Genomic DNA, 24,335 nt, shown 5'->3' with positions numbered 1-24,335 from the left:
GCGAATTGTTAGACTGCCAGCTATTCCACCCTGGAATAGCGAGCGGGATGCACACCTATGGAATTCAAACAGCTGCGCAGCTTCGTCGAAGTGATCCACCGTGGCGGGTTTACCCAGGCCGGGAAAACCCTGCACATCAGTCAGTCCGCCGTCAGCAAGCAAGTGGCGCAGCTGGAGCAAAGCCTCGGTACGCCGCTGCTCGACCGCATCGGCTCGCAGGTGCGCCTGACCGCCGCCGGCCAGGTGGTGCTGCAACGCGCCGAGGCCATGCTGCGCCTGCAGACCGAACTGCTGAGCGAGCTGGACGATATGCACCAGCTCACCCGCGGCGAGTTGCGCCTGGGCCTGCCACTGCTGGCGGGGGATACGTTGTTTGCCGGGCTGTTTGCCGAGTATCGGCGGCGCTACCCGAACGTCACCATCCAGTTGCTGGAGGGCGGCAGCCGCAATATCGAGCAGGCGATTCTCAGCGGTGAACTGGAAGTCGGCGGCAGCTTGAAGCCCAGCGATCCGGCGTTCGCTTGGCAAGCCTTCTGCGATGAGCCGCTGGATGCACTGCTGCCGATTGATCACCCGCTGGCAGACAACGCCCAGGTGCGCCTGGAGGAATTGGCCGACACGCCGTTCCTGATGTACCAACGCAGCTTCGTTCTCAACGACCGGCTGATGCAGGCGTGTCACCAACTGGGCTTTACCCCGAAGGAAATCGGGCGCAGCGGCCAGGCCGACTTTCTTGCGGCGCTGGTCGCGGCAGGCCAGGGCGTGGTGCTGTTACCCAGCGTGGTCGCCCGTGGGCTGGTGCGACCCGGCGTCGTGCGCCTGACACTGAAGGCGCCCGACTTCCTGCGCTGGGACATTGCCTTTATCTGGCGTGAAGGCGCCTATCTGTCGAGAGCCGCACAAGCCTGGCTGGCGTTGCTGCGTGAGTTTCCGGTCAAGCGCGCAGTGCTGTGACCAGCTCGGCCAGCCACGGCTCGGCGTCGGCTTCGGGGGTCACGCTTTCACTGGCGTCCAGGCGCAGCATCGGCAGCACTTCGCGCACGCCCAGCTCAGCGAACAGCTCGCGCATTTGCTCACCGCCGCCACAGAAGGTGTCGCCGTAGCTGGCGTCGCCCAGGCCGATCACCGCACCGGGCAGGCCGCGCCAGGCAGCAGGCAATTGGTCGCGAATGGTCGAATACAACGGTTGCAGGTTGTCCGGCAACTCACCCATGCCGGTGGTCGAGGTCACCGCCAGGAACGCCTCGGGGGCAAACGCCTGCACGTCCGCCAGGCTCGCGCGTGGATTGTGCCAGGCGTCAAAACCGGCCGCGTTGAGGATGCCTGCGGCGTGGCGGGCGACTTCTTCAGCCGTGCCGTACACCGAGCCGGAAAGGATGGCGACTTTCATCAATCTGATCCTGTGGTTGAGCGAAAGCGTGGGATATTAGCAGCTGTGGCAAATATTTCGGTGCACACCGTGCAACATTCGGCGCCTGTCATAAACTGCCAGCACCCCCACACGCCATGGACCGCTCAATGATCAACGCCCACCTGATGCAAATGGTGATCAACGCTTCCAACGACGGCATCGTCGTCGCCGAACGCGAAGGCAAGGACAAGCCGCTGATCTACGTCAATCCGGCATTTGAACGGATGACCGGCTACACCCTCGATGAAATCCTCTACCAGGATTGCCGCTTCCTGCAATCGGGCGACCGTGACCAGCCGGCACTGATGGCCATCCGCGAGGCCTTGGAGAGCGGCGGTTCGTGCCGTGAAACCCTGCGCAATTACCGCAAGGATGGCAGCCACTTCTGGAACGAGCTGTCGTTGTCCACAGTGCGCAACCAGGCGGACAAGCAGACCTATTTTGTCGGCGTTCAAAAGGACGTCACCGTGCAGGTCAAGGCGCAGCAGCGGGTTTCCCAGTTGGAAGCCGAGCTGGCCCAGGTCAAGGCCGAGCTGGCGGCGCTCAAAGCGACGAGCGGATCGAACAAAACTTAGAAAAACCGGCCATTAAGAGGATAATGGCGTTTTAATACCTCCCCGTGAGCAAGCCTCATGCACCGCGACACACTTCTGACGCAGGACGAGCTGGATTTTATTCAGATGATGCAACATAACCCGCAGCTCAACCTGCGGGACGCGTCGTCGAGCCTGACCGTCAACGGCGGCGCGCAGATTCGCGACTTGCTCACGCGCCTGGCCGCCCATGATCAACTGACCATTCAAGCGCAGTTCGACAACCAGCAACTCACCTTCCCCCTGCACCTGGTGGAAGACGAGTTTCATGCGCTGCATCTGCGCCTGGGCGTGCCGACGATTTTCGAGGACGGGCCGATGATCCGGCCTTGGCGCCTGGCCCTGGAAACTCCGGTGGCGCTGGAGAACATCAGGGGCAACCTGAGCGCCTTGTGGGTGCATGAAGTGTCATTCAAAGGCGTGCTGGTGGAGATCCGCGGGCGGATCAAGCCGCCGAAAACCTTTTCCCTGTGGTTCAGCCCTTCGGGTTATGAGCGAATCGCACTGCGCGGCACGCTGGAACGCGAAACCGCGCGTGGCCTGTTTGCCTACCGCCTGGATCAGAGCGACGTGAGTGAAACCGAGCGCCTGCGCCAGTTCATCCTGCACCAGCATCGCTTGATCCACCCCGAAGTCCACGCCTGAGATCAGGTGTCCAGGCTGCCACGCAGAAATTGCTGCAGGCGGTGCTGCATCGAGCGCCCTTCATTGCCCAGGCAGCCGATGGAAGAGCCCGCCAGGCTGGCTTCGGCCAGGTCCGAGGCGTCACCGGCAAGCAGCAGCGGGCAATCGAGGGTCAGCGCCAGGCGCTGCAGCCGCAGCGGCAAATCGGCGCCGGGCGCGCGATTGGAAAACAGCACCAACGCCTGCGGCCGGGTCTTCTCGCAAACCAGGGTCAACTCGTCGAACGGCTGGCCAACGGCAAACACCTTTACCGCCAGGTCATCGGAGCCGATCAATGCTCCGGCCACCAACAGCTCCAGCTCCCGACATTCACCGACAATCGCCGACAGCAGGATCCGCGGCGTTGCCGAGGCGCTGGCCAGATGCAGGCGTTGCGCGACACGGGCGCGCAGGAAGGCGTCGAAGAACAGCCACTCACTGGCTTGGCCGAAGTGCCCCTGATGCCGCAGCAATTGCTGCCACAGCGGCATGATGATGCTCTGGAACACCACCGCGACCGGGTAGGCAGCGAAAATCTGGCCGTACAGGCGGTCGAGCTGGCGGTCGTCAAAAGCGCTGATTGCCAGGCGCAGCTGCACCTGCCATTGGCTCCATTCGCGTTCGGTATCGACGCGCGAAGGCGTGGCGTGTTCGCTGCACAAGGTGTCACGGGCGAGGATCTTGCCCACTTTGCTCACGGCGACGCCGCGCTCGATCCAGTCGAGAATGCGGTGCACCGTGTCGATATCGGTGCTTGAGTACAGCCGATGCCCGCTTTCAGTGCGGGTTGGCTGGATAAGACCGTAGCGACGTTCCCAGGCACGCAGGGTGACCGGGTTGACGCCGGTCAGCCGGGCGACTTCGCGAATCGGAAAAAGATCAGCGGGATCGATGACGCTGGCGTGCGCCATTTCGGCGTGAGGAGCAGTAATTTCGGGCATCAGCGTTGAAAAACATCCGTGTCGATGTGGACCTCATTTAACGCTGATTCAAGCCTCTGATTCAAGCTGTGCCGCGAGCCGACCAAAGTATCTGGCGTATTTCGCGGAAACAGGAATAATCCTTGCCTGTTTTTACGTAGCCGCCCTACCCGGGCGCTACGTTTGTGCGCCGCCTACCCGGCCCAGCGCACCTGATTACTTGGAGATACACAATGTCTACCTCACCCGTCACCCTGATGGTTGCGCGCCGCGTGGCCAAAGGTCGCTATGAAGAATTGATGGCCTGGCTGCGCGAAGGCGAGCAATTGGCGACCGACTTCCCCGGTTACCTGGGTTCCGGCGTGCTCGCACCGCCGCCCAATGACGACGAATTCCAGATTATTTTCCGCTTCGCCGACGAGAAAACCCTGCATGCCTGGGAGTTTTCGGCCTCGCGCAGTGCCTGGCTGAGCCGTGGCAGCGAACTGTTTGCCGACCCGTCCGAACATCGCGTCAGCGGTATCGATGGCTGGTTCGGTGCGGTCGGCGCACGACCGCCGCGCTGGAAACAGGCGGTGGCGATCTGGCTGGCGTTTTTTCCGGTGTCGCTGCTGTTCAACTTCGTGCTCGGGCCGTTGCTCAGCGAACTGGAGCTGGCGCCGCGCGTACTGGTGAGCACTATGGCGCTGACGCCACTGATGGTTTACTGGTTCATCCCGTTGTCCACGCATCTGCTGGCCAACTGGCTGCATCCTGCGCCCACTCCGCGCAAGGCGACTGAAGCCGCCGCGTGAGTACAGGGGCGGCCGGTCGCTGGTATAGTTTCACTCTGCCAGCGACTCGAGCCTCCCATGACATCCACCCCCGCCCCGATCCTGATCACCGGCGCCGGCCAGCGTGTCGGCCTGCATTGTGCCCAGCGCCTGCTGGACGAAGGCCATGCGGTGATTTTCAGCTACCGCAGCGAACGTCCCGGCGTGCAGGCCTTGCGCGAACGCGGTGCGATCGGCGTGTTTGCCGACTTCTCCAGCGAAGCGGGGATCCTGGCGTTCATCGATGAATTGAACACGCATACCCAGCGCCTGCGTGCGATCGTGCATAACGCCTCGGCCTGGGTCGCGGAAACACCCGGCGACGAAAGCCGCGCCTTTACCGACATGTTCAGCGTGCACATGCTTGCGCCGTACCTGATCAACCTGCATTGTTCACCTTTGCTGCAACGCTCTTCGCCCGCCGACATCGTGCACATCAGCGACGATGTGGTACGCAAGGGCAGCCGCCAGCACATCGCCTATTGCGCCACCAAGGCCGGGCTCGACAGCCTTACGCTGTCGTTTGCCGCGCAGTTCGCGCCGCTGATCAAGGTCAACGGCATCGCCCCGGCGATGGTGATGTTCAACGAGCACGACGACGCGGCCTACCGCGCCAAGGTCCTGGCCAAGTCGGCACTGGGCATCGAGCCCGGGCCCGAAGTGATTTACCAGAGCCTGCGTTACCTGCTGGACAACCCCTATGTCACCGGTACCACCCTGACCGTCAACGGCGGGCGGCATATCAAGTAAGCCGTTTGTGAGGATGTTGTATGACCTTATCCCTGCCCCACCACTACCGCGAGATCCTCAAGGGCCTGGGCGAAGACCCGGAACGCGAAGGCTTGCTCGACACCCCCAAGCGCGCCGCCAAAGCCATGCAGTACCTGTGTCATGGCTACGAGCAGAACCTGGAAGAAATCGTCAACGGCGCCCTGTTCGCCTCCGACAACGACGAGATGGTGATCCTCAAGGACATCGAGTTGTACTCGCTGTGCGAGCATCACTTGCTGCCCTTTATCGGCAAGGCCCACGTGGCCTACATTCCGACCGGCAAGGTGCTCGGCCTGTCGAAGCTGGCGCGCATCGTCGACATGTTCGCCCGGCGCCTGCAGATCCAGGAAAACCTCACGCGGCAGATCGCCGACGCCATCCAGGACGTGACCCAGGCCGCCGGCGTGGCCGTGGTCATCGAGGCCAAGCACATGTGCATGATGATGCGCGGTGTGGAAAAACAGAATTCAACCATGAACACCTCGGTGATGCTCGGCGCGTTCCGCGAGTCGAACACCACGCGCATGGAGTTCCTGCAACTGATTGGACGGAGCAAGTAGCAATGCCACAACTTCAACCAGGCATGGCGCGCATCCGGGTCAAGGACCTGTGCCTGCGCACTTTCATCGGTATCAACGAGGACGAAATCCTCAACAAGCAGGACGTGCTGATCAACCTCACCATCCTGTATGCCGCCCAGGAAGCCGTGCGCGACAACGACATCGACCATGCCCTGAATTACCGCACCATCACCAAGGCGATCATCGCCCACGTCGAAGGCAATCGTTTTGCCCTGCTGGAGCGCCTGACCCAGGAGCTGCTGGACCTGGTGATGAGCAACGAATCGGTGTTGTACGCCGAAGTCGAAGTCGACAAGCCGCATGCGCTGCGTTTTGCCGAGTCGGTTTCGATAACGCTCGCGGCGAGCCGCCCAGCCTCGTGCGATAAGCTTCAAGCCACACGTTAAAGCCAACCTCATTCCCACTTGCAGCTTGAAGCTTACCCGCTTGAAGCTGTCTCGAAGAGACCGTCATGAACGACCAACAACGCCTCGAACTCGAAGCCGCCGCCTTCCGCCGGCTGGTGGCGCACCTGGACAGCCGCAAGGATGTGCAGAACATCGACCTGATGAACCTCTCCGGTTTCTGCCGCAACTGCTTGTCCAAGTGGTACAAGGCCGAGGCCGATGAGCGCCACATCGAGCTGAGCCTCGATGACGCGCGTGAAGTGGTGTACGGCATGCCGTACGCCGAGTGGAAAGCCCAATACCAGAAAGAAGCCAGCGCCGACCAACAGGCGGCGTTCGCCAAAGGAAAAACCCATGACTGACCTGAACACCCTGCGCGCCAGCCTCAACAGTGGCGAACACGTCTTCGCCGATACCCTGGCATTTGTGGCCGCTGGCTACGACTACCAACCGCAGGCCTTCACCAACGGCTCGGTGGAAAACGCCGCCGGCCAGAACGAAGGCTCGTGCAAGACCCTGGGCCTGGCCCTGCTGGAAGGCTTGAGCGATCAGGAAGCGTTACTCGCGTTTGGTGAGCACTACCGTTCGGTACTGGCCACGCCAGAGGGCAGTGACCACGGCAACATTCGTGCACTGATCAAGCATGGATTGGCCGGTGTGAAGTTCACTCAGCAGCCATTGACGCGCCGCTGATTCAATTTGCCAACCCGATTTAATCTGGGAGCGGGCTTGCCTGCGATGACGTCGGTGACTGACACACCGCTATCGCCGGCAAGCCAGCTCCCACAGTGATTGGATTACCACGTTGAAATAGCGCTGGATCATCAAATCCCGCGCATAAAAAAACCGGCCTCGCAGCCGGTTTTTTCATTTCAACGGGTTCAGAACGAAGCGTTCTGCAGGCCGTCGAGGTAACGCTCGGCGTCCAGGGCGGCCATGCAACCGGCGCCAGCCGAGGTGATGGCCTGGCGGTACACGTGGTCAGCCACGTCACCGGCGGCGAAGATGCCTTCGATGTTGGTCGCCGTGGCGTTGCCTTCACGGCCGCCCTGCACGACCAGGTAACCGTCCTTGGCCTCCAGCACGCCTTCGAACAGCGAGGTGTTCGGGGTGTGGCCGATGGCGATGAACACGCCGTCGACTTTCAGCTCGTCGAAGCTGCCGTCGTTGTTTTTCAGGCGGGCACCGGTCACGCCCATGTTGTCACCGAGGACTTCGTCCAGGGTGGCATTGAGCTTGAGGATGATCTTGCCTTCAGCGACACGGGCGTGCAGCTTGTCGATCAGGATCTTCTCGGCGCGGAAGGTCTCGCGACGGTGAACCAGGGTCACGGTGCTGGCGATGTTGGCCAGGTACAGCGCCTCTTCGACGGCGGTGTTGCCACCACCGACCACGGCGACCGGCTTGTTGCGATAGAAGAAACCGTCGCAGGTCGCACAGGCGGAAACGCCCTTGCCCATGAATGCTTCTTCCGACGGCAGGCCCAGGTAACGGGCGCTGGCACCGGTGGCGATGATCAGTGCGTCACAGGTGTACACGCCGCTGTCGCCGGTCAGGCTGTAAGGCTTTTTCGAGAAGTCGACCTGGTTGATGTGATCGAAGACGATCTCGGTCTCAAAACGCTCGGCGTGCTCTTTCATCCGCTCCATCAGCACCGGGCCGGTCAGGCCGTGGACATCGCCCGGCCAGTTGTCGACTTCGGTGGTGGTGGTCAACTGACCGCCCGCCTGCATGCCGGTGATCAGCAGCGGCTTGAGGTTGGCGCGGGCAGCGTAGACGGCAGCGCTGTAACCGGCAGGGCCGGAACCGAGAATAATCACTCGCGAATGACGGGTATCAGACATGACTCACTCCTGTCGACCGCCCGGACAACAAGGCGGCTGGAATAAAAAAGGGACCACGAAGCACTTGGGGAAGGCTTGAACTCGCAGGCCCTGAAAAATAATGGGTGCAGCGTATCGAGGGGGGCAAGATTAAGGAAATACGCAATAACAATCCAGCTCATAGCGGGTCTCTATGCAGTCAGATCGATTAATCGACGCCTTTGTTACCGTTGATGTCGTCACACCGGCCACGCTTTCGCCGTCGATGCAAAGCCGGTAAGGTCGGCGCGTTCGTCATCCTGCTCGGAGTTCTCCATGCCCGCCCCCGCTCTTTCCGGCCCGCAATACCTGCGTGAAGGCCTCAAACTGGTCCTGAGCCCCGGCCTGCGCCTGTTTGTGCTGCTGCCCTTGGCGATCAACCTGGTGCTGTTCGTCGGCCTGATCTATTTTGCCGGCCATCAGTTCAGCCTGTGGGTCGACACGCTGATGCCGACGCTGCCCGGCTGGCTGAGCTTCCTCAGCTATATCCTGTGGCCGCTGTTCGTGGTGCTGGTGGTGCTGATGGTGTTCTTCACCTTCACCATGCTCGCTAATATCATCGCCGCGCCGTTCAACGGCTTTCTGGCCGAGAAGGTCGAAGTGGTGGTGCGCGGTACCGATGACTTCCCCCCGTTCAGTTGGGGCGAACTGGTGGCGATGGTCCCACGTACCCTGGCCCGGGAAATGCGCAAGTTGGGCTATTTCCTGCCACGGGCCATCGGCCTGTTTATCCTGTCGTTCATCCCGGTGGTCAACCTGATCGCGGCGCCGCTGTGGCTGCTGTTCGGCGTGTGGATGATGGCGATCCAGTACATCGACTACCCGGCCGACAACCACAAGCTGGGTTGGAACGAAATGCTCGCCTGGCTGCGCCAGAAACGCTGGCAGAGCATGAGCTTCGGCGGCATCGTCTACCTGGTGCTGCTGGTGCCGGTGGTCAACCTGCTGATGATGCCGGCGGCGGTGGCCGGCGCCACGTTGTTCTGGGTGCGTGAGCAAGGCGCCGAGGCAATGGCGGCGCAGCAGATCGCCAAGTCATAAATCCATCATCTGGATGACACAATGACGACATGGCCCACGGCGACACTGTGGGTCATGACGACAGCCTCGCTCCACATCACCCTGATCACCGAAACCTTCCCGCCAGAGATCAACGGGGTGGCCAATACCCTTGGCCGCCTGTGCGACGGTTTGCGCGCGCGCGGCCATCAGGTCGAACTGGTGCGCCCGCGCCAGGGCGCGGACCAGAGCCGTCCCAGCGACGATGGCCTGCTGCTGTGCCGCGGCTGGCCGTTGCCGGGGTATCCAGGGCTGCAATGGGGCCAGTCGTCGATGCACAAATTGCTGCGCCGCTGGACGCGCCAGCGCCCGGACGTGCTGTACATCGCCACCGAAGGCCCACTGGGACTCTCGGCATTGCGTGCCGCGCGGCGCCTGGGGATCAGCGTGGTCAGCGGCTTTCACACCAATTTCCAGCAGTACTCGAACCAGTACGGCTTGAGCCTGCTGAGCCGCATGGTCACTCACTACCTGCGCTGGTTTCACAACCGTTCGACCCTGACCCTGGTCCCCAGCGCCAGCCAGCGCCTGGAACTGGAGCGCCGGCATTTCGAGCGGCTGGGGATGTTGTCGCGCGGCGTCGACAGCCAGCTGTTCCATCCGGCCAGGCGCGACAGTGCCCTGCGCGAAAGCTGGGGCCTGGAAAACGACGATATCGCAGTGCTGCACGTCGGGCGCCTGGCCCAGGAGAAAAACCTCGGCCTGCTCAAGCGCTGCTTTGATGCAGTGCAGGCGACCTACCCGTGGCGCCGCCTGAAGCTGGTCATCGTCGGTGACGGTCCGCAACGCGCGCTGCTCGAGCGGGAGCTCCCTGACGCCGTGTTCTGCGGCACCCAGCGTGGAGAAGAGTTGGCCCGGCATTACGCCTCAGGGGATCTGTTCCTGTTCCCCAGCCTGACCGAAACCTTCGGCAACGTGGTGCTGGAAGCCATGGCCTCCGGGCTCGGCGTGGTCGCCTACGACCAGGCGGCCGCCACCCAGCATATCCGCCATGGCTACAACGGCGTGCTGGCGATGCCTGGGGATGAGGATGCATTTTGCGATGCCGCGATCTGGCTGCTGGAAGAACGCGAGACCTTGCGCAGGGCCCGACTGAATGCGCGCCAACATGCGAGCCGCCAGGGCTGGCCGGCGATTATCGAGCAGTTTGAAGGACAACTGCGCAGCGCCTGTGGCGAGGACGTGTCGATAGCGGCGACTTCACGCCTGATCTGACGCAGAACCTGGTCGCCGTGACATCGTCCTAGCCCGCCACAACGCCTTGCCTGCCTCCTCCCGTCCAAAAAGACCACGCGGGCCTGGAACCCTATCCCACCTGCATCCCACATAAAGAGGTCTTGGAACCGAGAGATGGTTTCGAGCCCCCCTATCAAATCAATAACACATGGAGATACCAATGGGCGTAGGCGCAATTGGCAATACACAGGCTGCAGCCTGGAACTATCCTCAAAACGATCAAGCTGCACCCTCTGACGAGCCAGCCCAACAGTCAGCAGCGTCCAGCATTGAGTACGGATCGCAAGGACAAGGCTCTCAGAGCATCAATTATGAGGACATCAGCCAGAAGCAAAATCAGAACTTCCAGCACGCTACAAAAGATTGGCCGGACGATTTAGACGCCGTGAGTTGAAACACGACCGGCGGATCTATCCGCCGGTCACCCTTGCCCCTGATGGCTTACACCAGCGTCGTTAGCGCCTCACGACTGAACGGCAGGATGTCGCCTTCACGACCTTCGCGCACTTTCAGCGCCCAATCCGGATCGACCAGCAATGCACGGCCGACGGCCACCAGGTCGAACTCGTCGTTGTTCAGGCGTTCCAGCAGCTTTTCCAGGCTCGCCGGTTGCGCGACCTTGTCGGTATTGACCATGAACTGCAGGAACTCGCCATCCAGGCCGACGCTGCCGACGGTGATGGTTGGCTTACCGGTAAGCTTGCGCGTCCAGCCGGCCAGGTTGAGGTCGGAACCTTCGAACTCCGGCTCCCAGAAACGGCGGGTAGAGCAGTGGAAAATATCCACGCCGGCGTCAGACAAAGGCTTGAGGAACGCCCCCAATGCTTCGGGGGTTTGCACCAGGCGCGCGGTGTAGTCCTGCTGCTTCCACTGCGAGAAACGGAAGATGATCGGGAAATCCGGGCCCACGGCGGCGCGGGTGGCCTGGATCAGCTCGATGGCAAAGCGCGAACGGTTGGCCAGGCTGCCACCGTATTCGTCAGTGCGCTGATTGCTGCCTTCCCAGAAGAACTGGTCGACCAGGTAACCGTGGGCGCCGTGGATTTCCACGCCGTCCATGCCGATGCCCTGGGCATCCTTGGCGGCCTGGGCGAAGGCGGCAATGACATCCTGGATGTCCTGGGTGGTCATGCCATGCACGACCACGTTGCCGTCCTTGAGTTTTTCCATCGGGCCGTAAGCCGGCACGCTGGCGTCAGGCTCGGTGCCGATGCGACGTACGCTGCCCACGTGCCACAGCTGCGGGACGATCTTGCCGCCCTCGGCGTGCACGGCATCGACCACTTTCTTCCAGCCGGCGAGTGCCGCTTCTCCATAGAAATGCGGGACATTGGGATAGCCATTGGAAGCCTTGTGGCCGACCACAGTACCCTCGGTGATGATCAGGCCGACGCCGGCAGCGGCACGGCGACGGTAGTACTCGATCACTTTGGAATTGGGCACGCCACCCGGGGAAAACGAGCGGGTCATCGGCGCCATGACCACGCGGGTCGACAGCTGCAGTGCGCCGAGCTGGAACGGTTTGAACAAGGCTTGGACAGGCATGGGGGCACTCCACGAAAGACGGGTTTATGATGCAGATAATATGAGCAGTGCACCGCGCTGGGTAGCACTATTGATGGGGGTGATTAAGGGGTAAAAGCAGGGGAGCGTGGTAGCTGTTGGGCAGGGATGAGCGCGCTTATTGCGCAGGCACCTTGTGGCGAGCGGGCTTGCACCCGCGTTGGGCTGCGCAGCAGCCCCAATCAGGTCACCGTAGTTTTTCAGAGACTCCGAGGTGGAGGGTTTTGGGGCTGCTTCGCAGCCCAACGCGGGGCAAGCCCGCTCACCACATGAAGCCTGCTAGCCACAACAAGCCTGCTCAACCCATCAAGCCTGCTAGTCACAACAAGCCTGCTCACCACAAAATTGATGGGGGTGACTAAGAAGTAAAAGCAGGGGAGCGTAGTAGCTGTTGGGCTGGGGTGAGCGCGCTTATTGCGCAGGCACCTTGTGGCGAGCGGGCTTGCCCCGCGTTGGGCTGCGCAGCAGTCCCAATCAAGTCAGCGCAGTTTTCAGAGACTCCGAGGTGAAGGGTTTTGGGGCTGCTTCGCAGCCCAACGCGGGGCAAGCCCGCTCACCACATGAAGCATGCTAGTCACAACAAGCCTGCTCAGCCCATCAAGCCTGCTAGCCACAACAAGCCGGCTCACCACAAAATTGATGGGGGTGACTAAGAAGTAAAAGCAGGGGAGCGTAGTAGCTGTTGGGCTGGGATGAGCGCGCTTATTGCGCAGGCACCTTGTGGCGAGCGGGCTTGCCCCGCGTTGGGCTGCGCAGCAGCCCCAATCAGGTCACCGTAGTTTTTCAGAGATTCCGAGGTGGAGGGTTTTGGGGCTGCTTCGCAGCCCAACGCGGGACAAGCCCGCTCGCCACATGAAGCATGCTAGCCACAACAAGCCTGCTCACCCCATCAAGCCTGCTGGCCACAACAAGCCGGCTCAGCCCATCAAGCCTGCCAGGCACAACAAGCCGGCTCACCACAAAAAAGCCGCTCGTCGAAGCCAGCCCGGTGTTCAAGCCAGGGCTTTTTCGATGGCCTGGATGATCGACGGGTCTTCCGGGGGGGTACGTGGCGAGAAACGCGCCAGGACCCGGCCGTCTTTACCAAGCAGGAATTTCTCGAAATTCCAGGTGATATCCCCAGGAAACTCGGCGCCCTCGCCCGCCAGCAGGCGGTACAGCTGGTGACGCTCAGGGCCGTTCACATCGAGCTTGCTGCCCAGCGGGAACGTCACGCCATAGTTGAGGCTGCAGAACTCGCGGATTTCATCCTCGGTGCCCGGTTCCTGTCCCGCAAACTGGTTGCAAGGCAAGCCCAGCACGGTGAACCCCTGGTCCTTGTACTGCTGGTAGAGGTTCTCCAACGCCGCGTATTGCGGGGTCAAGCCACATTTGGAGGCGACGTTGACCACCAGCACGACTTGCCCCTTGAAGGGCGCCAGCGGCAGCTCTTGTCCGTCCAACGCTTTGAGTTTCAGGTCGTGGAAAGCACTCATGACGAACTCCAGATATCCCATGTTCTTCGCATTGCGACGTATCGAGATTACAACCCGCAAGCCTGCAATCATAGACGCCGATTACAAAACTCGCCTGCGGATTACTGAGCGGTCGGCCACGGCAAAATTGGAATCGCCGTGACCGCGTTCTGCGGGCTGCCTTCGATCAGGCGGTCGCTGTAGACCAGGTACACCAGGGTGTTGCGCTTCTTGTCGAGAAAGCGCACGACCTGCATGGTCTTGAACACCAACGAGGTGCGTTCCTTGAAGACCTCGTCGCCGTCCTTGAGTTCGCCCTTGAAGTGGATCGGGCCGACCTGGCGGCAGGCAATCGAAGCTTCGGCGCGGTCTTCGGCCAGGCCCAGGCCGCCCTTGACGCCGCCGGTCTTGGCACGCGACAGGTAGCAGGTCACGCCGTCGACCTTGGGGTCATCAAACGCTTCGACCACGATCCGATCGTTGGGGCCGACAAACTTGAACACCGTCGACACCTGGCCGATCTCTTCAGCCGAAGCCAGCAACGGCATGGCCAGCAGCAGGCCGAGCAATCCCTTCATTAAACGCATCGTGTATTCCTTTGGTTAAACCAGGATCAGGTTATCGCGGTGCACCAGTTCCGGTTCCGCCATGTAACCCAGGAGTCCGACAATCGCATCAGACGATTGTCCGATAATTTTCTGCGCTTCCAGGGCGCTGTAGTTGGCCAGGCCACGGGCAATCTCACGACCATCCGGCGCCACGCACACCACCATTTCGCCACGGCGGAAGCTGCCCTGGACCAACTTGACGCCGACTGGCAGCAGGCTCTTGTTGCCTTGGGACAACGCCGATACCGCGCCTTCATCCAGCACCAGGGTGCCACGGGTTTGCAGATGACCGGCCAGCCACTGTTTGCGCGCCGCCAGCATGCCGCGTTCCGGCGACAGCAGCGTACCGATGCGCTCACCGGCCTTGAGGCGATCCAGCACGCGCTCCAGGCGCCCGCCGACGATAATCGTGTGGGCGCCGGAGCGTGCGGCCAAACGGGCTGCGCGCAGCTTGGTCTGCATGCCGCCACGGCCCAATGCACCGCCGACGCTGCCGGCCACGGCGTCCAGCGCCGGGTCATCGGCACGCGCTTCATAAATAAGCTGGGCATCGGGGTTGTTGCGTGGGTCGGCGTCGAACATGCCGTCGCGGTCGGTGAGGATCACCAGCAGGTCGGCTTCCACCAGGTTGGCCACCAAGGCGGCCAGGGTGTCGTTGTCGCCGAAGCGGATTTCGTCGGTGACCACGGTGTCGTTTTCGTTGATCACCGGGATGACCTTGAGCTCCACCAGCGCGCGCAGGGTGCTGCGGGCATTGAGATAGCGCTTGCGGTCGGACAGGTCGTCGTGGGTCAGCAGGATCTGCGCCGTGTGGCGGCCGTGCTCGGCAAAGCTGGATTCCCAGGCTTGCACCAGGCCCATCTGGCCGATGGCGGCGGCGGCTTGCAGTTCGTGCATCGCGCTGGGTCGCGCGGTCCAGCCGAGGCGGCTCATCCCGGCGGCAACCGCCCCGGACGACACCAGCACCAACTCCACGCCCGCCTCATGCAAGGCCACCATCTGCTCGACCCAGACGCTCATGGCTGCGCGATCCAGCCCCTTGCCGTCTGCCGTCAGCAGCGCACTTCCGATCTTTACGACCCAGCGCTGCGCACCTGTCACTTTGCTCCGCATCTTCTTCAACCTTAGAGTGAGGGCTGCACGCGACCCAGCGCCGCCCATAACGTTATACCCGGATACCAAAACGCCGCTCCAGGGAGCGGCGTTCAAGTTTATCGCAACGGATCAGTCACGCACGTAAATGATTTCCGGACCGTCTTCATCATCCACGTCTTCTTCGTCCCAATCATCGTCGCCGATGTCATGGACCGACTTCACGCCACTGCGGCGCAGGGCACGCTGGTCATCCAGGGCCTGCAGCTGGGCGCGGGCTTCGTCTTCGATGCGCTGGTCGAGTTCAGCCAGTTCGGCCTTGAACACCGGATCGGCCGCCAGGCGGTCGGCACGGTCTTCGAGGTAGCGCATGATGTCGCGGGTCAGGCGCTCGGTGCCTTCTTTGGCGATGGCCGAGATCACGTAGACCGGACCTTCCCACTCCAGGCGATCGACGATTTCCTTGACGCGCTCCTCGTGTTCTTCTTCGAGGATCTGGTCACACTTGTTCAGCACCAGCCAGCGATCACGCTCAGCCAGGGACGGGCTGAACTTGGTCAGCTCGCTGACGATCACTTCGGCGGCATCCGGTGCGCTGGTGTCATCCAGCGGCGCCATGTCGACGAGGTGCAGCAGCAAACGGGTACGCGACAAGTGCTTGAGGAAGCGAATCCCCAGGCCAGCACCATCGGAAGCGCCTTCGATCAGGCCGGGAATGTCGGCGATCACGAAGCTTTTCCAGCGGTCGACGCTGACCACACCCAGGTTTGGCACCAGGGTGGTGAACGGGTAGTCGGCGACTTTCGGCTTGGCGGCCGAGACCGAGCGGATGAAGGTACTCTTGCCGGCATTCGGCAGGCCCAGCAGGCCCACGTCGGCGAGTACTTTCATTTCCAGCTTGAGGTCACGCTGCTCGCCCGGCTTGCCCGGCGTGGTCTGGCGCGGTGCACGGTTGGTACTGGACTTGAATCGGGTGTTACCCAGACCGTGCCAGCCGCCCTGCACTACCATCAACTTCTGGCCGGCCTTGGTCAGGTCGCCAATCACTTCCTGGGTCGCGGAGTCGATAATGGTGGTGCCGACCGGCACGCGCAGTACCAGGTCTTCGCCTTTCTTGCCGGTGCAGTCGGTGCTGCCGCCGTTGGAGCCACGCTCGGCATCGAAGTGCCGGGTGTAACGGTAGTCGACCAGGGTGTTGAGGTTTTCGTCGGCCATCATGTAGATGGAACCGCCGTCACCGCCGTCACCGCCGTTTGGACCACCGTTTTCGATGAATTTTTCGCGACGGAAACTCATGCAACCGTTACCGCCGTCGCCTGCTTTTACTCGGATGGAAACTTCATCAACGAACTTCATAACAAAACGCCTCTCGCCGCACGGACGAGCTTAAAAAACCAAGACATAAGACTCTTGCAAAAATGAGCGCAGCGACCTCAAGCAACGACCACACATCCAGCTGCTCTCGCCCATTACAAACAGCTTTGCAAGAGACTCACCCCACAAACGAAAAAGCCCCGTCGCAAGACAGGGCTTTTCCAGCGGTCTCGCAATTAAGCTGCGATAACGCTTACGTAACGACGACCGAAGGCGCCTTTTACTTCGAACTTGATCACGCCTTCGACTTTAGCGAAGAGGGTGTGATCTTTACCCATACCAACGCCGTAGCCAGCGTGGAATTGGGTGCCGCGCTGACGCACGATGATGTTGCCCGCTTTGATAGCCTGGCCGCCATACATCTTCACGCCAAGGCGTTTGGCTTCTGAGTCGCGACCGTTACGGGTACTACCACCAGCTTTTTTGTGTGCCATGAGTCAATTCTCCTAGTGAGGAATTAGGCTGAAATTAAGCCTGAATACCGGTGATTTTGATCTCGGTGTACCACTGGCGGTGGCCCATACGCTTCATGTGGTGCTTACGACGACGGAACTTGATGATGCGGACTTTATCGTGACGACCTTGGGAGATCACTTCAGCCACAACGGTAGCGCCAGCAACAACTGGAGCGCCGATGTTCACGTCATCGCCATTGGCGACCAACAGAACGCGATCAAAAGTAACGGATTCGCCGGTAGCGACTTCCAGTTTTTCGATCTTCAGGTATTCACCTGGGGCGACCTTGTATTGCTTGCCACCAGTAACAATTACTGCGTACGACATGGTATTTCTCCGATAATCCTGCTCACCCAGCGCTTTATAAGAAGAGGTATTGGCTGGCATGGCTGCATGGGATGGACGTCCCGAATGCAATTGCGTAAGGCAGGTGCTGCCCAGGAAGTTCAGGGTGCGCGATTGTACGCAAGGCTTTGATACGTTGCAAGTGGCCGCCTATCGCGCCTTGACACCCGGGGGTCAGGGTCCTAGCATGCCGCGCAACCCTTCTGGAGCGACTGTCGCTGATGCAACCCCAAGCTTTCTACCGCGCGGTCGCGGACGATTTTAGCGCCGTCGACGGCATCATCAAGCAGCAGCTGACGTCTAAAGTGCCGCTGGTCTCCAAAATTGGCGACTATATTACGTCGGCGGGCGGTAAGCGCCTGCGTCCTTTATTAGTGTTGCTGTGCGGCAAGGCCCTGGGTCGCGAAGGCGATGACGTGCGCCTGCTGGCCGCCACTATCGAGTTCCTGCACACCGCCACCCTGCTGCATGACGACGTGGTCGACATGTCCGGCATGCGCCGTGGCCGTGAGACCGCCAATGCGATGTGGGGCAACGCCCCGAGCGTGCTGGTGGGCGACTTCCTGTACTCGCGCTCGTTCGAAATGATGGTCGAGCTGGGCTCGATGCCGGTGATGAAGATTCTTTCACAGGCCACGCGCATCATCGCCGAAGGCGAAGTGTTGCAGCTGTCCAAGGTCCGCGACGCCAGCACCACCGAAGAAACCTATATGGAAGTGATTCGCGGCAAGACCGCGATGCTCTTCGAAGCCTCGACCCACAGCGCCGCCGCCCTGTGTGGCGCGACGGCCGAACAGGCCGAAGCCCTGCGCACCTTCGGGGATCACCTGGGCGTGGCGTTCCAGCTGGTCGACGACCTGCTCGACTACAAGGGCGATGCCGAGACCCTGGGCAAGAACGTCGGTGACGACCTGGCCGAGGGCAAGCCGACCTTGCCGCTGATCTACACCATGCGCGAAGGCACCCCGGAACAGGCCGCCCTGGTGCGCAAGGCGATCCAGAAAGGCGGGATCGAGGACCTGGAGGCCATCCGCGTCGCCGTGGAAGCCTCCGGTTCCCTCGAGTACACCGCGCAATTGGCGCGTGACTACGTGGCCCGTGCGATCAAATGCCTGGAAGCCCTTCCGGCCAGCGAATACCGGGATGCCCTGGTTGAGCTGAGTGAGTTCGCGGTCGCGCGGACGCACTGATTGCGCCGCACTTGATGTAGGAGCGGGCTTGCCTGCGATAGCGGTAGTGAATTCACTGCAGTCATCGCAGGCAAGCCCGCTCCTACATTAAGACCACATCGCCCCCTCCCCCTACAAATCCCTATATAATGTGCGACTTTTAGCCATCCCTGACTTTCAAGGAGCTTTAGTGAGCACGTTGCCACCCTGCCCGAAATGCAATTCCGAATACACCTACGAAGACGGCGCCCAGCTGGTCTGCCCGGAATGCGCCCATGAATGGTCCGCCAGTGGCGAGGCCGAAGTGGCGGGCGATGAAACCGTGAAGAAAGACTCTGTGGGCAACGTCCTGCAGGACGGCGACACCATCACCGTGATCAAGGACCTCAAGGTCAAGGGCACGTCCCTGGTGGTCAAGGTCGGCACCAAGGTCAAGAACATCCGCCTGTGCGACGGCGACCACGATATCGATTGCAAGATCGACGGCATTGGCCCGATGAAACTCAAGTCCGAGTTCGTGCGCAAAGTCTGAATCTGCTGCACCCATCCCGCGCCCGCCGCGGGATGGCGTTTCGCCCTCTGCGTTGATCGAACGCAATATCCACACAGAAAAACCCGGAAACCGCCAATAGGCACTTGCTATTCTACGAATAAGAATTATTCTCATTGAAACTCATCAAGGAGAACGACCATGACTTATTTGATAGATGCCTGGCTGGATCGTCCACACCCTTACCTGCGGATCCTGCATCGGGAAACCGGCGAAGTCTGTGCGGTGCTGGAAGAAGAGGCACTCAATGAACTGCAGGACCAGGGCGACCTGGACGTGAATGGCCTGAGTTCGAGTGAACCCGGTGTACTCAAGGAAGTGGTGCGCAATCTGTTTCTGTTCTGCTATGCCCGAGCTTTGCGCCCGGCCACGGAACTCAATGGCAAGTTCCATCCATGAACCAGCCAACACACAGGCCCTGTGTGGCAGCTGGCTTGCCTGCGATGTCTTCCACTCGATAACAGCTCGGATCGAGTCGTCTGCATCGCGGGCAAGCCCGGCTCCCACATAAAGCAGGTCTTACAGAACGTCGAGCAGCTCGACGTCGAACACCAGAACGCTGTGCGGCGGGATGCTGCCAACGCCTTGAGCGCCGTAAGCCAGTTCGCTCGGCACGTACAGGCGCCATTTGCTGCCGGCATTCATCAGTTGCAGGGCTTCGGTCCAGCCGGCGATCACGCCACCCACCGGGAATTCTGCAGGCTGGCCGCGCTCGTAGGAGCTGTCGAACACCGTGCCGTCGATCAACGTGCCGTGGTAGTGAGTACGCACTTGGTCTTCACGGGTCGGCTTGGCGCCGTCACCTTGGGTCAACACTTCAAATTGCAGGCCGGAAGCCAGGGTGGTGATGCCGTCACGCTTGGCGTTTTCCGCCAGGAATGCCAGGCCGGCACCTGCAGCGGCTTCAGCCTTGGCAGCGGCTTCGGCTTGCATGATTTCGCGGATGACTTTGAAGCTCGCAGCCATTTGCTCCTGGTCAACGCGGCTTGGCTTGCCGGCGAACGCGTCGGTCAGGCCAGCCAGGATTGCGTCCAGGCTGACACCCGGTGGCGGGTTGTCGCGCAGTTGGTCGCCCAACTGACGGCCGATACCGTAGCTGACGCGGGTTTCGTCGGTGGACAGATTAACTTCGGACATGAAGAGGCTCCGCTGTAGGGCAGGGCTGAAAACACTGTTTTCCTGCACTGCCCGAAACTAAAAGGGCCAGCAGACTAGCACAGAATGTCAGTCCGGGATCAGCCGCGCGCAGCCCGCCGACCGAGCGCCGCTGGTCGGTTATGCGGCGGCGATGCCTATCGGCTTACGAATAAAGGTTCAGATTCCTTGCCCCCCGCCGATACAGCCCTACACAACTTGGCTGGCTCAAAGAACAACACCGTCCAGCAGACAGACATCAATTTTTGCGGAGCATTCGATGAACAGCTGGTTCGGCAACATTAGCGTCAATCTCAAACTCGGCCTGGGCTTCGGCCTGGTGCTGGTCCTCACGTCAATCCTGGCCCTGACCGGCTGGACCAGCCTGGGCGGCCTGATCGACCGCAGCAACTGGATGAGCGACATCACCCAGCTCAATGCGTCGCTGACCAAACTGCGGATCGTGCGCCTGCAGTACATGCTCGCCAACGGCGACGAAGCCGTGGCCCAGAACGTACAGACCAACCTGGACGCGTTCACGGCTCAGCAGCAGAAACTGCTGGACAGCTTCAAGAGCCCGGAAAACCGCAAGCTGCTCACCGAGCAGAAAAACATCATCACCGCCTACCAGCAGTCGTTGAACAAAATGCGCGAGGCCTACCGTAACGGCAATGCCTCTCGCCAGCTGATGGGCGAAAAGGCCGACATCGCCAATGCACAAATCAACGCGCTGGAAACCAGCGTGAAGCAAGCCCCGGACAGCTCCGAGCACCTGGCCCAGTTCCAGGCCGTCGCCGATGCCAAGATGCAATTCCAGTTGGCCCGCTACGAAGTGCGCGGCTACACCGGCAACGTCAACGCGGAAACCGAAGCCCGCGCCGCCGCACAAATCGAAAAAGCCATCAACGGCCTGAAGGGCCTCAGCGCCGTTTTCGGTGCCGGCCAGCAAAGCGCGTTGAGCGCGCTGGAAACCGCCCTGGGCGACTACCGCAGCGCCGTGCAGAACTACAAGGCTGCCAACGCCAACATCGTCGCCGCCCGCGCCGAAATGACCACCCAAGGCGCCGACATTGTCACCATCAGCGACAAGCTGTACGACATCCAGCTGGATCGCCGTGACGCCGAAAGCGCCCAGGCCCGCAGCCTGCAATTGATCAGCACGTTGCTGGCGCTGCTGGTCGGTGTCATTGCCGCCCTGGTGATCACCCGCCAGATCACCCGACCCTTGCAGGAAACCCTGGCCGTGGTGGAGCGCATCGCTTCCGGCGACCTGAGCCACAACATCCAGGTGACCCGCCGCGATGAACTCGGCGTGTTGCAACAAGGCATCCAGCGCATGGGCACGACCCTGCGCGAGCTGATCAGCGGCATTCGTGATGGCGTCACCCAGATCGCCAGCGCCGCCGAAGAGCTGTCGGCCGTGACCGAGCAGACCAGCGCCGGCGTAAACAGCCAGAAGATCGAGACCGACCAGGTCGCCACCGCGATGCATGAAATGACCGCCACCGTGCAGGAAGTGGCGCGCAATGCCGAGCAAGCCTCCCAGGCGGCTTCCGAAGCCGACGGCCAGGCCCGCGAAGGCGACAAGGTCGTGGCGGAAGCCATCGCCCAGATCGAGCGCCTGGCCACCGAAGTAGCGCGCTCCACCGACGCGATGACGCACCTGCAGCAAGAGAGCAACAAGATTGGCAGCGTAATGGACGTGATCAAGGCCGTAGCCGAACAGACCAACCTGCTCGCCCTCAACGCCGCGATTGAAGCGGCGCGTGCCGGTGAAGCCGGTCGCGGCTTTGCCGTGGTGGCCGATGAAGTGCGTGGCCTGGCCCAGCGCACACAGAAATCCACCGAGGAAATCGAAGGCCTGGTGGCCGGTTTGCAGAACGGCACCCAGCAAGTCGCCAATGTGATGAACAACAGCCGCAGCCTCACCGACAGCAGCGTCGAGCTGACGCGCAAGGCCGGCGTGTCGCTGGAGAACATCACCCGCACGGTGTCGAATATCCAGTCGATGAACCAGCAGATCGCCGCCGCCGCCGAACAGCAGAGCGCCGTTGCGGAAGAGATCAGCCGCAGCATTGTCAACGTGCGTGATGTGTCGGAGCAGACTGCAACGGCGAGCGACGAGACGGCCAAGTCCAGCGTTGAGCTGGCGCGTTTGGGCAGCCAATTGCAGCAGATGGTCAGTCACTTCCGGGTTTAAGCAACAAAAAGCCGCCTCGGTTTAAGCCGAGGCGGCTCCACTTCTCAGACCTTAGAGGTCATCGAAGCTGTCCCGCAGGAATGTCCACACGTGATTAGTGGCGTGATTACATAACCGGCCTAGTATCCGTCTGCGGGTCGATTGCGTCTTTTTAGATAGCACCCCCGGCCACTCACTGGGAGTGCAAAAAAAACCGCCTACCCAGGCGGTTTTTTATTGCCTGCGATTGACCGATCAGCCCTCGCCTTCCTCGACAAACACCAGCCGATTGCCAAATGGGTCGCCGATGCTCATCTCCCGCGAGCCCCAAGGCGTTGCTTCAACCCCAGGCTTGGCATACCGATAATCCTTGGCCAGCAATTGCTGCTGGTACGCGTCCACGCCCTGCGCCTGAATCCGCACCGCCGAGCCGGGCGAAGCATCGCCGTGGTGCTCGGACAAATGCAGCACGCAGTCGCCCAACGACACCTGCAAATACAGCGGGAAATTCGCTTCGAAGCGATGCTGCCAATCCACCTTGAACCCGAGGAAATCGACGTAAAACTCCAACGCCTTGGCCTCGTCGAAGATCCGCAGGATGGGGGTGACTTTTCCTAAGTGCATTGCGCTCGCTCCGTGTATGAGATCGCCCACTATAGAGACGAAAACCCGCCGCGCAAATCCCCGCTGCGCGCCAAAAACCGTCCCGGCCGCTGACCATTGGCCTGCCCGTCGCTGTAGCTCAGCACGCCATTGACCCACACACCGTCAATGCCCTCGGCGGCACGTTGCGGGGCTTTGAAGTCCGCCACATCGCGCACCCGCAGGGGATCGAACAACACCAGGTCAGCCCAATACCCTTCACGGATTTCACCGCGCTCAGCCAGGCCAAAACGCGCCGCCGACAACCCGGTCATTTTGTGCACCGCCGTGTGCAGTGGAAACAACCCCACGTCACGGCTGAAATGCCCCAGCACCCGTGGAAACGCGCCCCATAAACGCGGGTGCGGAAACGGGTCTTCGGGCAAGCCGTCCGACCCCACCATCGACAGCGGATGCGCAAGGATGCGTCGTACATCCGCTTCATCCATCCCGTAGTACACCGCCCCTGCCGGTTGCAGGCGACGCGCCGCGTCCATCAGCGAAACGTCCCACTCGGCAGCGATGTCCTGCAAGTCACGCCCGCCCATCTCCGGATGCGGCGTGGACCAGGTGATGGTGATGCGAAACGCATCGGTGACTTGCTTGAGGTCCAGGGTCGAAGAACTCGCCGCATAGGGATAACAATCACAGCCCACCGGGTGGGTTTTCGCCGCCATCTCCAGCGCCGCCAACAGCTGTGGACTACGCCCCCAGTTACCGGCACCGGCGCATTTGAGGTGGGAAATGATCACCGGCGCCTTGGCATGCCGGCCGATCAGGAAAGCCTCGTCCATCGCCTCCAGCACCGGCTCGAATTCGCTGCGCAGATGGGTGGTGTACACCGCACCGAAGGCCGTCAGTTCTTCACTCAGTTGCAGCACTTCATCGGTCTCGGCATTGAACGCACTGGCGTAGGCCAGGCCTGTGGATAAGCCCAGCGCGCCGGCTTCGAGACTTTCCTGCAACTGCGCCCGCATGTGCGCGATTTCACCGGGCGTGGCGGTGCGGTGCAGATCGTCCATATGGTTGCTGCGCAACGCCGTGTGGCCGATCAACGCGGCGACGTTGACGGCCGGGTGAGCGTTTTCCACCGCCAGGCGGTAATCGATAAAACGCGGATAGGCGAAGGCTTCACGCGTGCCCAACAGGTTCATCGGGTCCGGCGGGGCGCCGCGCAGGCTCACCGGCGACGCACTGATGCCACAGTTGCCGACGATCACCGTGGTCACACCCTGGCTGAGCTTGGGCAGCATCTGCGGATGGCGGATCACCACCGTGTCATCGTGGGTGTGCACGTCGATGAAACCCGGTGCCAGCACCCGGCCCGCGGCCTCGATTTCATGCTCGGCGCGTGCTGCCGACAAATCGCCGATCGTTTCGATGCGCCCGTCGCGCAGCCCCACATCGGCAACATAGCCTTCGGTGTTGCTGCCATCGATGATCAGCGCCTGGCGAATCAGCGTGTCGTACTTCAT

Annotated in this window: 29 protein-coding genes and 1 pseudogene; 17 read left to right on the top strand and 13 right to left on the bottom strand. The window is 61.4% G+C overall.

The features are described 5' to 3' along the window. Window positions 1-57: 57 nt before the first annotated feature. Window positions 58-954, top strand: a complete 897-nt coding sequence (locus AC07OJ_RS28880; RefSeq protein WP_201145859.1) for a LysR substrate-binding domain-containing protein — start codon at window positions 58-60, stop codon at window positions 952-954. Here the strand turns inward: AC07OJ_RS28880 and AC07OJ_RS28875 are convergent. Next, window positions 935-1,390, bottom strand: a complete 456-nt coding sequence (locus AC07OJ_RS28875) for a flavodoxin (protein WP_065908500.1) — start codon at window positions 1,388-1,390, stop codon at window positions 935-937. The two genes, AC07OJ_RS28880 and AC07OJ_RS28875, sit on opposite strands and share 20 nt — an antisense overlap. A 128-nt stretch (window positions 1,391-1,518) precedes the next feature. Between AC07OJ_RS28875 and AC07OJ_RS28870 the strand changes: the two genes are divergently transcribed. Together AC07OJ_RS28870 and AC07OJ_RS28865 are read left to right on the top strand one after the other, a co-directional pair. Further along, entirely contained in the window at window positions 1,519-1,986 is a 468-nt protein-coding gene (locus AC07OJ_RS28870) for a PAS domain-containing protein (protein WP_065908498.1), read from the top strand. Between the two features lie 57 nt (window positions 1,987-2,043). After that, window positions 2,044-2,649 (top strand): hypothetical protein, encoded by a 606-nt coding sequence (locus tag AC07OJ_RS28865; RefSeq protein WP_065908496.1) that lies wholly within the window; start codon window positions 2,044-2,046, stop codon window positions 2,647-2,649. Between the two features lie 2 nt (window positions 2,650-2,651). On the opposite strand, the gene AC07OJ_RS28860 is transcribed toward AC07OJ_RS28865, so the two are convergent. Next, complete coding sequence (locus AC07OJ_RS28860) at window positions 2,652-3,608, bottom strand: MerR family transcriptional regulator (RefSeq protein WP_065908494.1); 957 nt, start codon at window positions 3,606-3,608, stop codon at window positions 2,652-2,654. A gap of 212 nt (window positions 3,609-3,820) precedes the next feature. Here AC07OJ_RS28860 and AC07OJ_RS28855 point away from each other — a divergent pair, with 212 nt between their 5' ends. From AC07OJ_RS28855 to AC07OJ_RS28830, 6 genes are all read left to right on the top strand, one after another. Beyond that, entirely contained in the window at window positions 3,821-4,381 is a 561-nt protein-coding gene (locus AC07OJ_RS28855) for an antibiotic biosynthesis monooxygenase (protein ID WP_065908493.1), read from the top strand. 57 nt (window positions 4,382-4,438) lie between these two features. Then, the gene (gene folM, locus AC07OJ_RS28850) at window positions 4,439-5,149 is read left to right on the top strand and encodes a dihydromonapterin reductase (protein ID WP_065908491.1); all 711 of its coding nucleotides are present in this window, start codon (window positions 4,439-4,441) and stop codon (window positions 5,147-5,149) included. A gap of 20 nt (window positions 5,150-5,169) precedes the next feature. Continuing rightward, on the top strand, window positions 5,170-5,730 hold the full coding sequence (folE, locus tag AC07OJ_RS28845) for a GTP cyclohydrolase I FolE (RefSeq protein WP_025858052.1): 561 nt from the start codon (window positions 5,170-5,172) through the stop codon (window positions 5,728-5,730). 2 nt (window positions 5,731-5,732) lie between these two features. Continuing rightward, window positions 5,733-6,137 (top strand): dihydroneopterin triphosphate 2'-epimerase, encoded by a 405-nt coding sequence (gene folX / locus AC07OJ_RS28840; RefSeq protein WP_495095686.1) that lies wholly within the window; start codon window positions 5,733-5,735, stop codon window positions 6,135-6,137. A 65-nt stretch (window positions 6,138-6,202) separates the two neighbouring features. Beyond that, complete coding sequence (locus AC07OJ_RS28835) at window positions 6,203-6,499, top strand: DUF1244 domain-containing protein (RefSeq protein ID WP_065908484.1); 297 nt, start codon at window positions 6,203-6,205, stop codon at window positions 6,497-6,499. Then, complete coding sequence (locus AC07OJ_RS28830; protein WP_495095685.1) at window positions 6,492-6,830, top strand: HopJ type III effector protein; 339 nt, start codon at window positions 6,492-6,494, stop codon at window positions 6,828-6,830. The genes AC07OJ_RS28835 and AC07OJ_RS28830 overlap by 8 nt, the downstream gene beginning before the upstream one ends. Before the next feature lie 188 nt (window positions 6,831-7,018). On the opposite strand, the gene trxB is transcribed toward AC07OJ_RS28830, so the two are convergent. Beyond that, entirely contained in the window at window positions 7,019-7,981 is a 963-nt protein-coding gene (trxB, locus tag AC07OJ_RS28825) for a thioredoxin-disulfide reductase (protein ID WP_016976180.1), read from the bottom strand. Between the two features lie 294 nt (window positions 7,982-8,275). On the opposite strand from trxB, the gene cysZ reads away from it, so the two are divergent. The 3 genes from cysZ (at window position 8,276) to AC07OJ_RS28810 (ending at window position 10,688) form a co-directional block, all read left to right on the top strand. Beyond that, window positions 8,276-9,040 (top strand): sulfate transporter CysZ, encoded by a 765-nt coding sequence (cysZ, locus tag AC07OJ_RS28820; RefSeq protein WP_065908480.1) that lies wholly within the window; start codon window positions 8,276-8,278, stop codon window positions 9,038-9,040. Between the two features lie 54 nt (window positions 9,041-9,094). Further along, complete coding sequence (locus tag AC07OJ_RS28815) at window positions 9,095-10,273, top strand: glycosyltransferase family 4 protein (RefSeq protein ID WP_065908478.1); 1,179 nt, start codon at window positions 9,095-9,097, stop codon at window positions 10,271-10,273. 181 nt (window positions 10,274-10,454) lie between these two features. After that, entirely contained in the window at window positions 10,455-10,688 is a 234-nt protein-coding gene (locus AC07OJ_RS28810; RefSeq protein ID WP_106802645.1) for a hypothetical protein, read from the top strand. Between the two features lie 47 nt (window positions 10,689-10,735). On the opposite strand, the gene AC07OJ_RS28805 is transcribed toward AC07OJ_RS28810, so the two are convergent. The 7 genes from AC07OJ_RS28805 to rplU all read right to left on the bottom strand — a co-directional run bounded on the left by AC07OJ_RS28805 (window position 10,736) and on the right by rplU (window position 17,168). Then, entirely contained in the window at window positions 10,736-11,839 is a 1,104-nt protein-coding gene (locus AC07OJ_RS28805; protein ID WP_495095684.1) for an NADH:flavin oxidoreductase, read from the bottom strand. Window positions 11,840-12,849: 1,010 nt separating this feature from the next. Next, the gene (locus AC07OJ_RS28800; protein ID WP_065908472.1) at window positions 12,850-13,332 is read right to left on the bottom strand and encodes a glutathione peroxidase; all 483 of its coding nucleotides are present in this window, start codon (window positions 13,330-13,332) and stop codon (window positions 12,850-12,852) included. A 101-nt stretch (window positions 13,333-13,433) separates the two neighbouring features. Then, window positions 13,434-13,898, bottom strand: a complete 465-nt coding sequence (locus tag AC07OJ_RS28795) for a CreA family protein (protein ID WP_065908470.1) — start codon at window positions 13,896-13,898, stop codon at window positions 13,434-13,436. Window positions 13,899-13,913: 15 nt separating this feature from the next. Continuing rightward, window positions 13,914-15,032, bottom strand: coding sequence for a glutamate 5-kinase (gene proB / locus AC07OJ_RS28790; RefSeq protein WP_005791305.1), 1,119 nt, complete (start codon window positions 15,030-15,032; stop codon window positions 13,914-13,916). 111 nt (window positions 15,033-15,143) lie between these two features. Next, window positions 15,144-16,367, bottom strand: a complete 1,224-nt coding sequence (cgtA, locus tag AC07OJ_RS28785) for an Obg family GTPase CgtA (protein WP_010206489.1) — start codon at window positions 16,365-16,367, stop codon at window positions 15,144-15,146. 194 nt (window positions 16,368-16,561) lie between these two features. Next, window positions 16,562-16,819, bottom strand: coding sequence for a 50S ribosomal protein L27 (rpmA, locus tag AC07OJ_RS28780; protein WP_003205738.1), 258 nt, complete (start codon window positions 16,817-16,819; stop codon window positions 16,562-16,564). Between the two features lie 34 nt (window positions 16,820-16,853). Continuing rightward, on the bottom strand, window positions 16,854-17,168 hold the full coding sequence (rplU, locus tag AC07OJ_RS28775; RefSeq protein ID WP_007950961.1) for a 50S ribosomal protein L21: 315 nt from the start codon (window positions 17,166-17,168) through the stop codon (window positions 16,854-16,856). Window positions 17,169-17,407: 239 nt separating this feature from the next. Between rplU and AC07OJ_RS28770 the strand changes: the two genes are divergently transcribed. From AC07OJ_RS28770 to AC07OJ_RS28760, 3 genes are all read left to right on the top strand, one after another. Next, the gene (locus AC07OJ_RS28770; RefSeq protein ID WP_065908467.1) at window positions 17,408-18,376 is read left to right on the top strand and encodes a polyprenyl synthetase family protein; all 969 of its coding nucleotides are present in this window, start codon (window positions 17,408-17,410) and stop codon (window positions 18,374-18,376) included. A 169-nt stretch (window positions 18,377-18,545) separates the two neighbouring features. Further along, window positions 18,546-18,887, top strand: coding sequence for a zinc ribbon domain-containing protein YjdM (locus AC07OJ_RS28765; protein WP_065908466.1), 342 nt, complete (start codon window positions 18,546-18,548; stop codon window positions 18,885-18,887). Between the two features lie 159 nt (window positions 18,888-19,046). Then, window positions 19,047-19,304, top strand: coding sequence for a PA4570 family protein (locus AC07OJ_RS28760; protein ID WP_003194088.1), 258 nt, complete (start codon window positions 19,047-19,049; stop codon window positions 19,302-19,304). Window positions 19,305-19,424: 120 nt separating this feature from the next. Here the strand turns inward: AC07OJ_RS28760 and bamJ are convergent, their stop codons facing one another. Further along, window positions 19,425-20,042 carry a BamJ family beta-barrel-assembly machinery protein gene (gene bamJ / locus AC07OJ_RS28755; RefSeq protein WP_065908463.1) on the bottom strand — a complete coding sequence of 206 codons (618 nt, stop codon included), beginning with the start codon at window positions 20,040-20,042 and terminating at the stop codon, window positions 19,425-19,427. Window positions 20,043-20,193: 151 nt separating this feature from the next. Between bamJ and AC07OJ_RS28750 the strand changes: the two are divergent. After that, window positions 20,194-21,384: pseudogene (locus AC07OJ_RS28750) on the top strand (methyl-accepting chemotaxis protein); the annotation flags it as partial. After that, on the top strand, window positions 21,376-22,239 hold the full coding sequence (locus tag AC07OJ_RS28745) for a methyl-accepting chemotaxis protein (protein WP_371920688.1): 864 nt from the start codon (window positions 21,376-21,378) through the stop codon (window positions 22,237-22,239). The pseudogene AC07OJ_RS28750 and the gene AC07OJ_RS28745, both read left to right, overlap by 9 nt. A 234-nt stretch (window positions 22,240-22,473) precedes the next feature. Here AC07OJ_RS28745 and AC07OJ_RS28740 read toward each other — a convergent pair whose 3' ends face one another. Together AC07OJ_RS28740 and AC07OJ_RS28735 are read right to left on the bottom strand one after the other, a co-directional pair. Further along, window positions 22,474-22,842 carry a glyoxalase superfamily protein gene (locus tag AC07OJ_RS28740; RefSeq protein WP_065908461.1) on the bottom strand — a complete coding sequence of 123 codons (369 nt, stop codon included), beginning with the start codon at window positions 22,840-22,842 and terminating at the stop codon, window positions 22,474-22,476. A gap of 29 nt (window positions 22,843-22,871) precedes the next feature. Further along, a complete protein-coding gene (locus tag AC07OJ_RS28735; RefSeq protein ID WP_106802643.1) occupies window positions 22,872-24,335 on the bottom strand; it encodes an N-acyl-D-amino-acid deacylase family protein in 1,464 nt (487 codons plus the stop codon).

This window comes from Pseudomonas sp. GW821-FHT09C08, assembly GCF_059418125.1.
Note: the sequence above shows the minus strand (reverse complement) of the source record. Positions and strands in the feature narration are given on the sequence as shown.

Bases quoted from the DNA above. Each gene is read 5' to 3' on its own strand.
- bamJ (WP_065908463.1), bottom strand. From the start codon at position 20,042: ATGTCCGAAGTTAATCTGTCCACCGACGAAACCCGCGTCAGCTACGGT.
- AC07OJ_RS28735 (WP_106802643.1), bottom strand. From the start codon at position 24,335: ATGAAGTACGACACGCTGATTCGCCAGGCGCTGATCATCGATGGCAGC.
- cysZ (WP_065908480.1), top strand. From the start codon at position 8,276: ATGCCCGCCCCCGCTCTTTCCGGCCCGCAATACCTGCGTGAAGGCCTC.
- AC07OJ_RS28815 (WP_065908478.1), top strand. From the start codon at position 9,095: ATGACGACAGCCTCGCTCCACATCACCCTGATCACCGAAACCTTCCCG.
- rpmA (WP_003205738.1), bottom strand. From the start codon at position 16,819: ATGGCACACAAAAAAGCTGGTGGTAGTACCCGTAACGGTCGCGACTCA.
- AC07OJ_RS28870 (WP_065908498.1), top strand. From the start codon at position 1,519: ATGATCAACGCCCACCTGATGCAAATGGTGATCAACGCTTCCAACGAC.
- AC07OJ_RS28800 (WP_065908472.1), bottom strand. From the start codon at position 13,332: ATGAGTGCTTTCCACGACCTGAAACTCAAAGCGTTGGACGGACAAGAG.
- AC07OJ_RS28810 (WP_106802645.1), top strand. From the start codon at position 10,455: ATGGGCGTAGGCGCAATTGGCAATACACAGGCTGCAGCCTGGAACTAT.
- proB (WP_005791305.1), bottom strand. From the start codon at position 15,032: ATGCGGAGCAAAGTGACAGGTGCGCAGCGCTGGGTCGTAAAGATCGGA.
- AC07OJ_RS28865 (WP_065908496.1), top strand. From the start codon at position 2,044: ATGCACCGCGACACACTTCTGACGCAGGACGAGCTGGATTTTATTCAG.
- rplU (WP_007950961.1), bottom strand. From the start codon at position 17,168: ATGTCGTACGCAGTAATTGTTACTGGTGGCAAGCAATACAAGGTCGCC.
- AC07OJ_RS28880 (WP_201145859.1), top strand. From the start codon at position 58: ATGGAATTCAAACAGCTGCGCAGCTTCGTCGAAGTGATCCACCGTGGC.
- folM (WP_065908491.1), top strand. From the start codon at position 4,439: ATGACATCCACCCCCGCCCCGATCCTGATCACCGGCGCCGGCCAGCGT.
- folX (WP_495095686.1), top strand. From the start codon at position 5,733: ATGCCACAACTTCAACCAGGCATGGCGCGCATCCGGGTCAAGGACCTG.
- AC07OJ_RS28805 (WP_495095684.1), bottom strand. From the start codon at position 11,839: ATGCCTGTCCAAGCCTTGTTCAAACCGTTCCAGCTCGGCGCACTGCAG.
- AC07OJ_RS28760 (WP_003194088.1), top strand. From the start codon at position 19,047: ATGACTTATTTGATAGATGCCTGGCTGGATCGTCCACACCCTTACCTG.
- AC07OJ_RS28740 (WP_065908461.1), bottom strand. From the start codon at position 22,842: ATGCACTTAGGAAAAGTCACCCCCATCCTGCGGATCTTCGACGAGGCC.
- AC07OJ_RS28860 (WP_065908494.1), bottom strand. From the start codon at position 3,608: ATGCCCGAAATTACTGCTCCTCACGCCGAAATGGCGCACGCCAGCGTC.
- AC07OJ_RS28855 (WP_065908493.1), top strand. From the start codon at position 3,821: ATGTCTACCTCACCCGTCACCCTGATGGTTGCGCGCCGCGTGGCCAAA.
- trxB (WP_016976180.1), bottom strand. From the start codon at position 7,981: ATGTCTGATACCCGTCATTCGCGAGTGATTATTCTCGGTTCCGGCCCT.
- cgtA (WP_010206489.1), bottom strand. From the start codon at position 16,367: ATGAAGTTCGTTGATGAAGTTTCCATCCGAGTAAAAGCAGGCGACGGC.
- AC07OJ_RS28770 (WP_065908467.1), top strand. From the start codon at position 17,408: ATGCAACCCCAAGCTTTCTACCGCGCGGTCGCGGACGATTTTAGCGCC.
- AC07OJ_RS28835 (WP_065908484.1), top strand. From the start codon at position 6,203: ATGAACGACCAACAACGCCTCGAACTCGAAGCCGCCGCCTTCCGCCGG.
- AC07OJ_RS28795 (WP_065908470.1), bottom strand. From the start codon at position 13,898: ATGCGTTTAATGAAGGGATTGCTCGGCCTGCTGCTGGCCATGCCGTTG.
- AC07OJ_RS28875 (WP_065908500.1), bottom strand. From the start codon at position 1,390: ATGAAAGTCGCCATCCTTTCCGGCTCGGTGTACGGCACGGCTGAAGAA.
- AC07OJ_RS28830 (WP_495095685.1), top strand. From the start codon at position 6,492: ATGACTGACCTGAACACCCTGCGCGCCAGCCTCAACAGTGGCGAACAC.
- AC07OJ_RS28745 (WP_371920688.1), top strand. From the start codon at position 21,376: ATGGGCACGACCCTGCGCGAGCTGATCAGCGGCATTCGTGATGGCGTC.
- folE (WP_025858052.1), top strand. From the start codon at position 5,170: ATGACCTTATCCCTGCCCCACCACTACCGCGAGATCCTCAAGGGCCTG.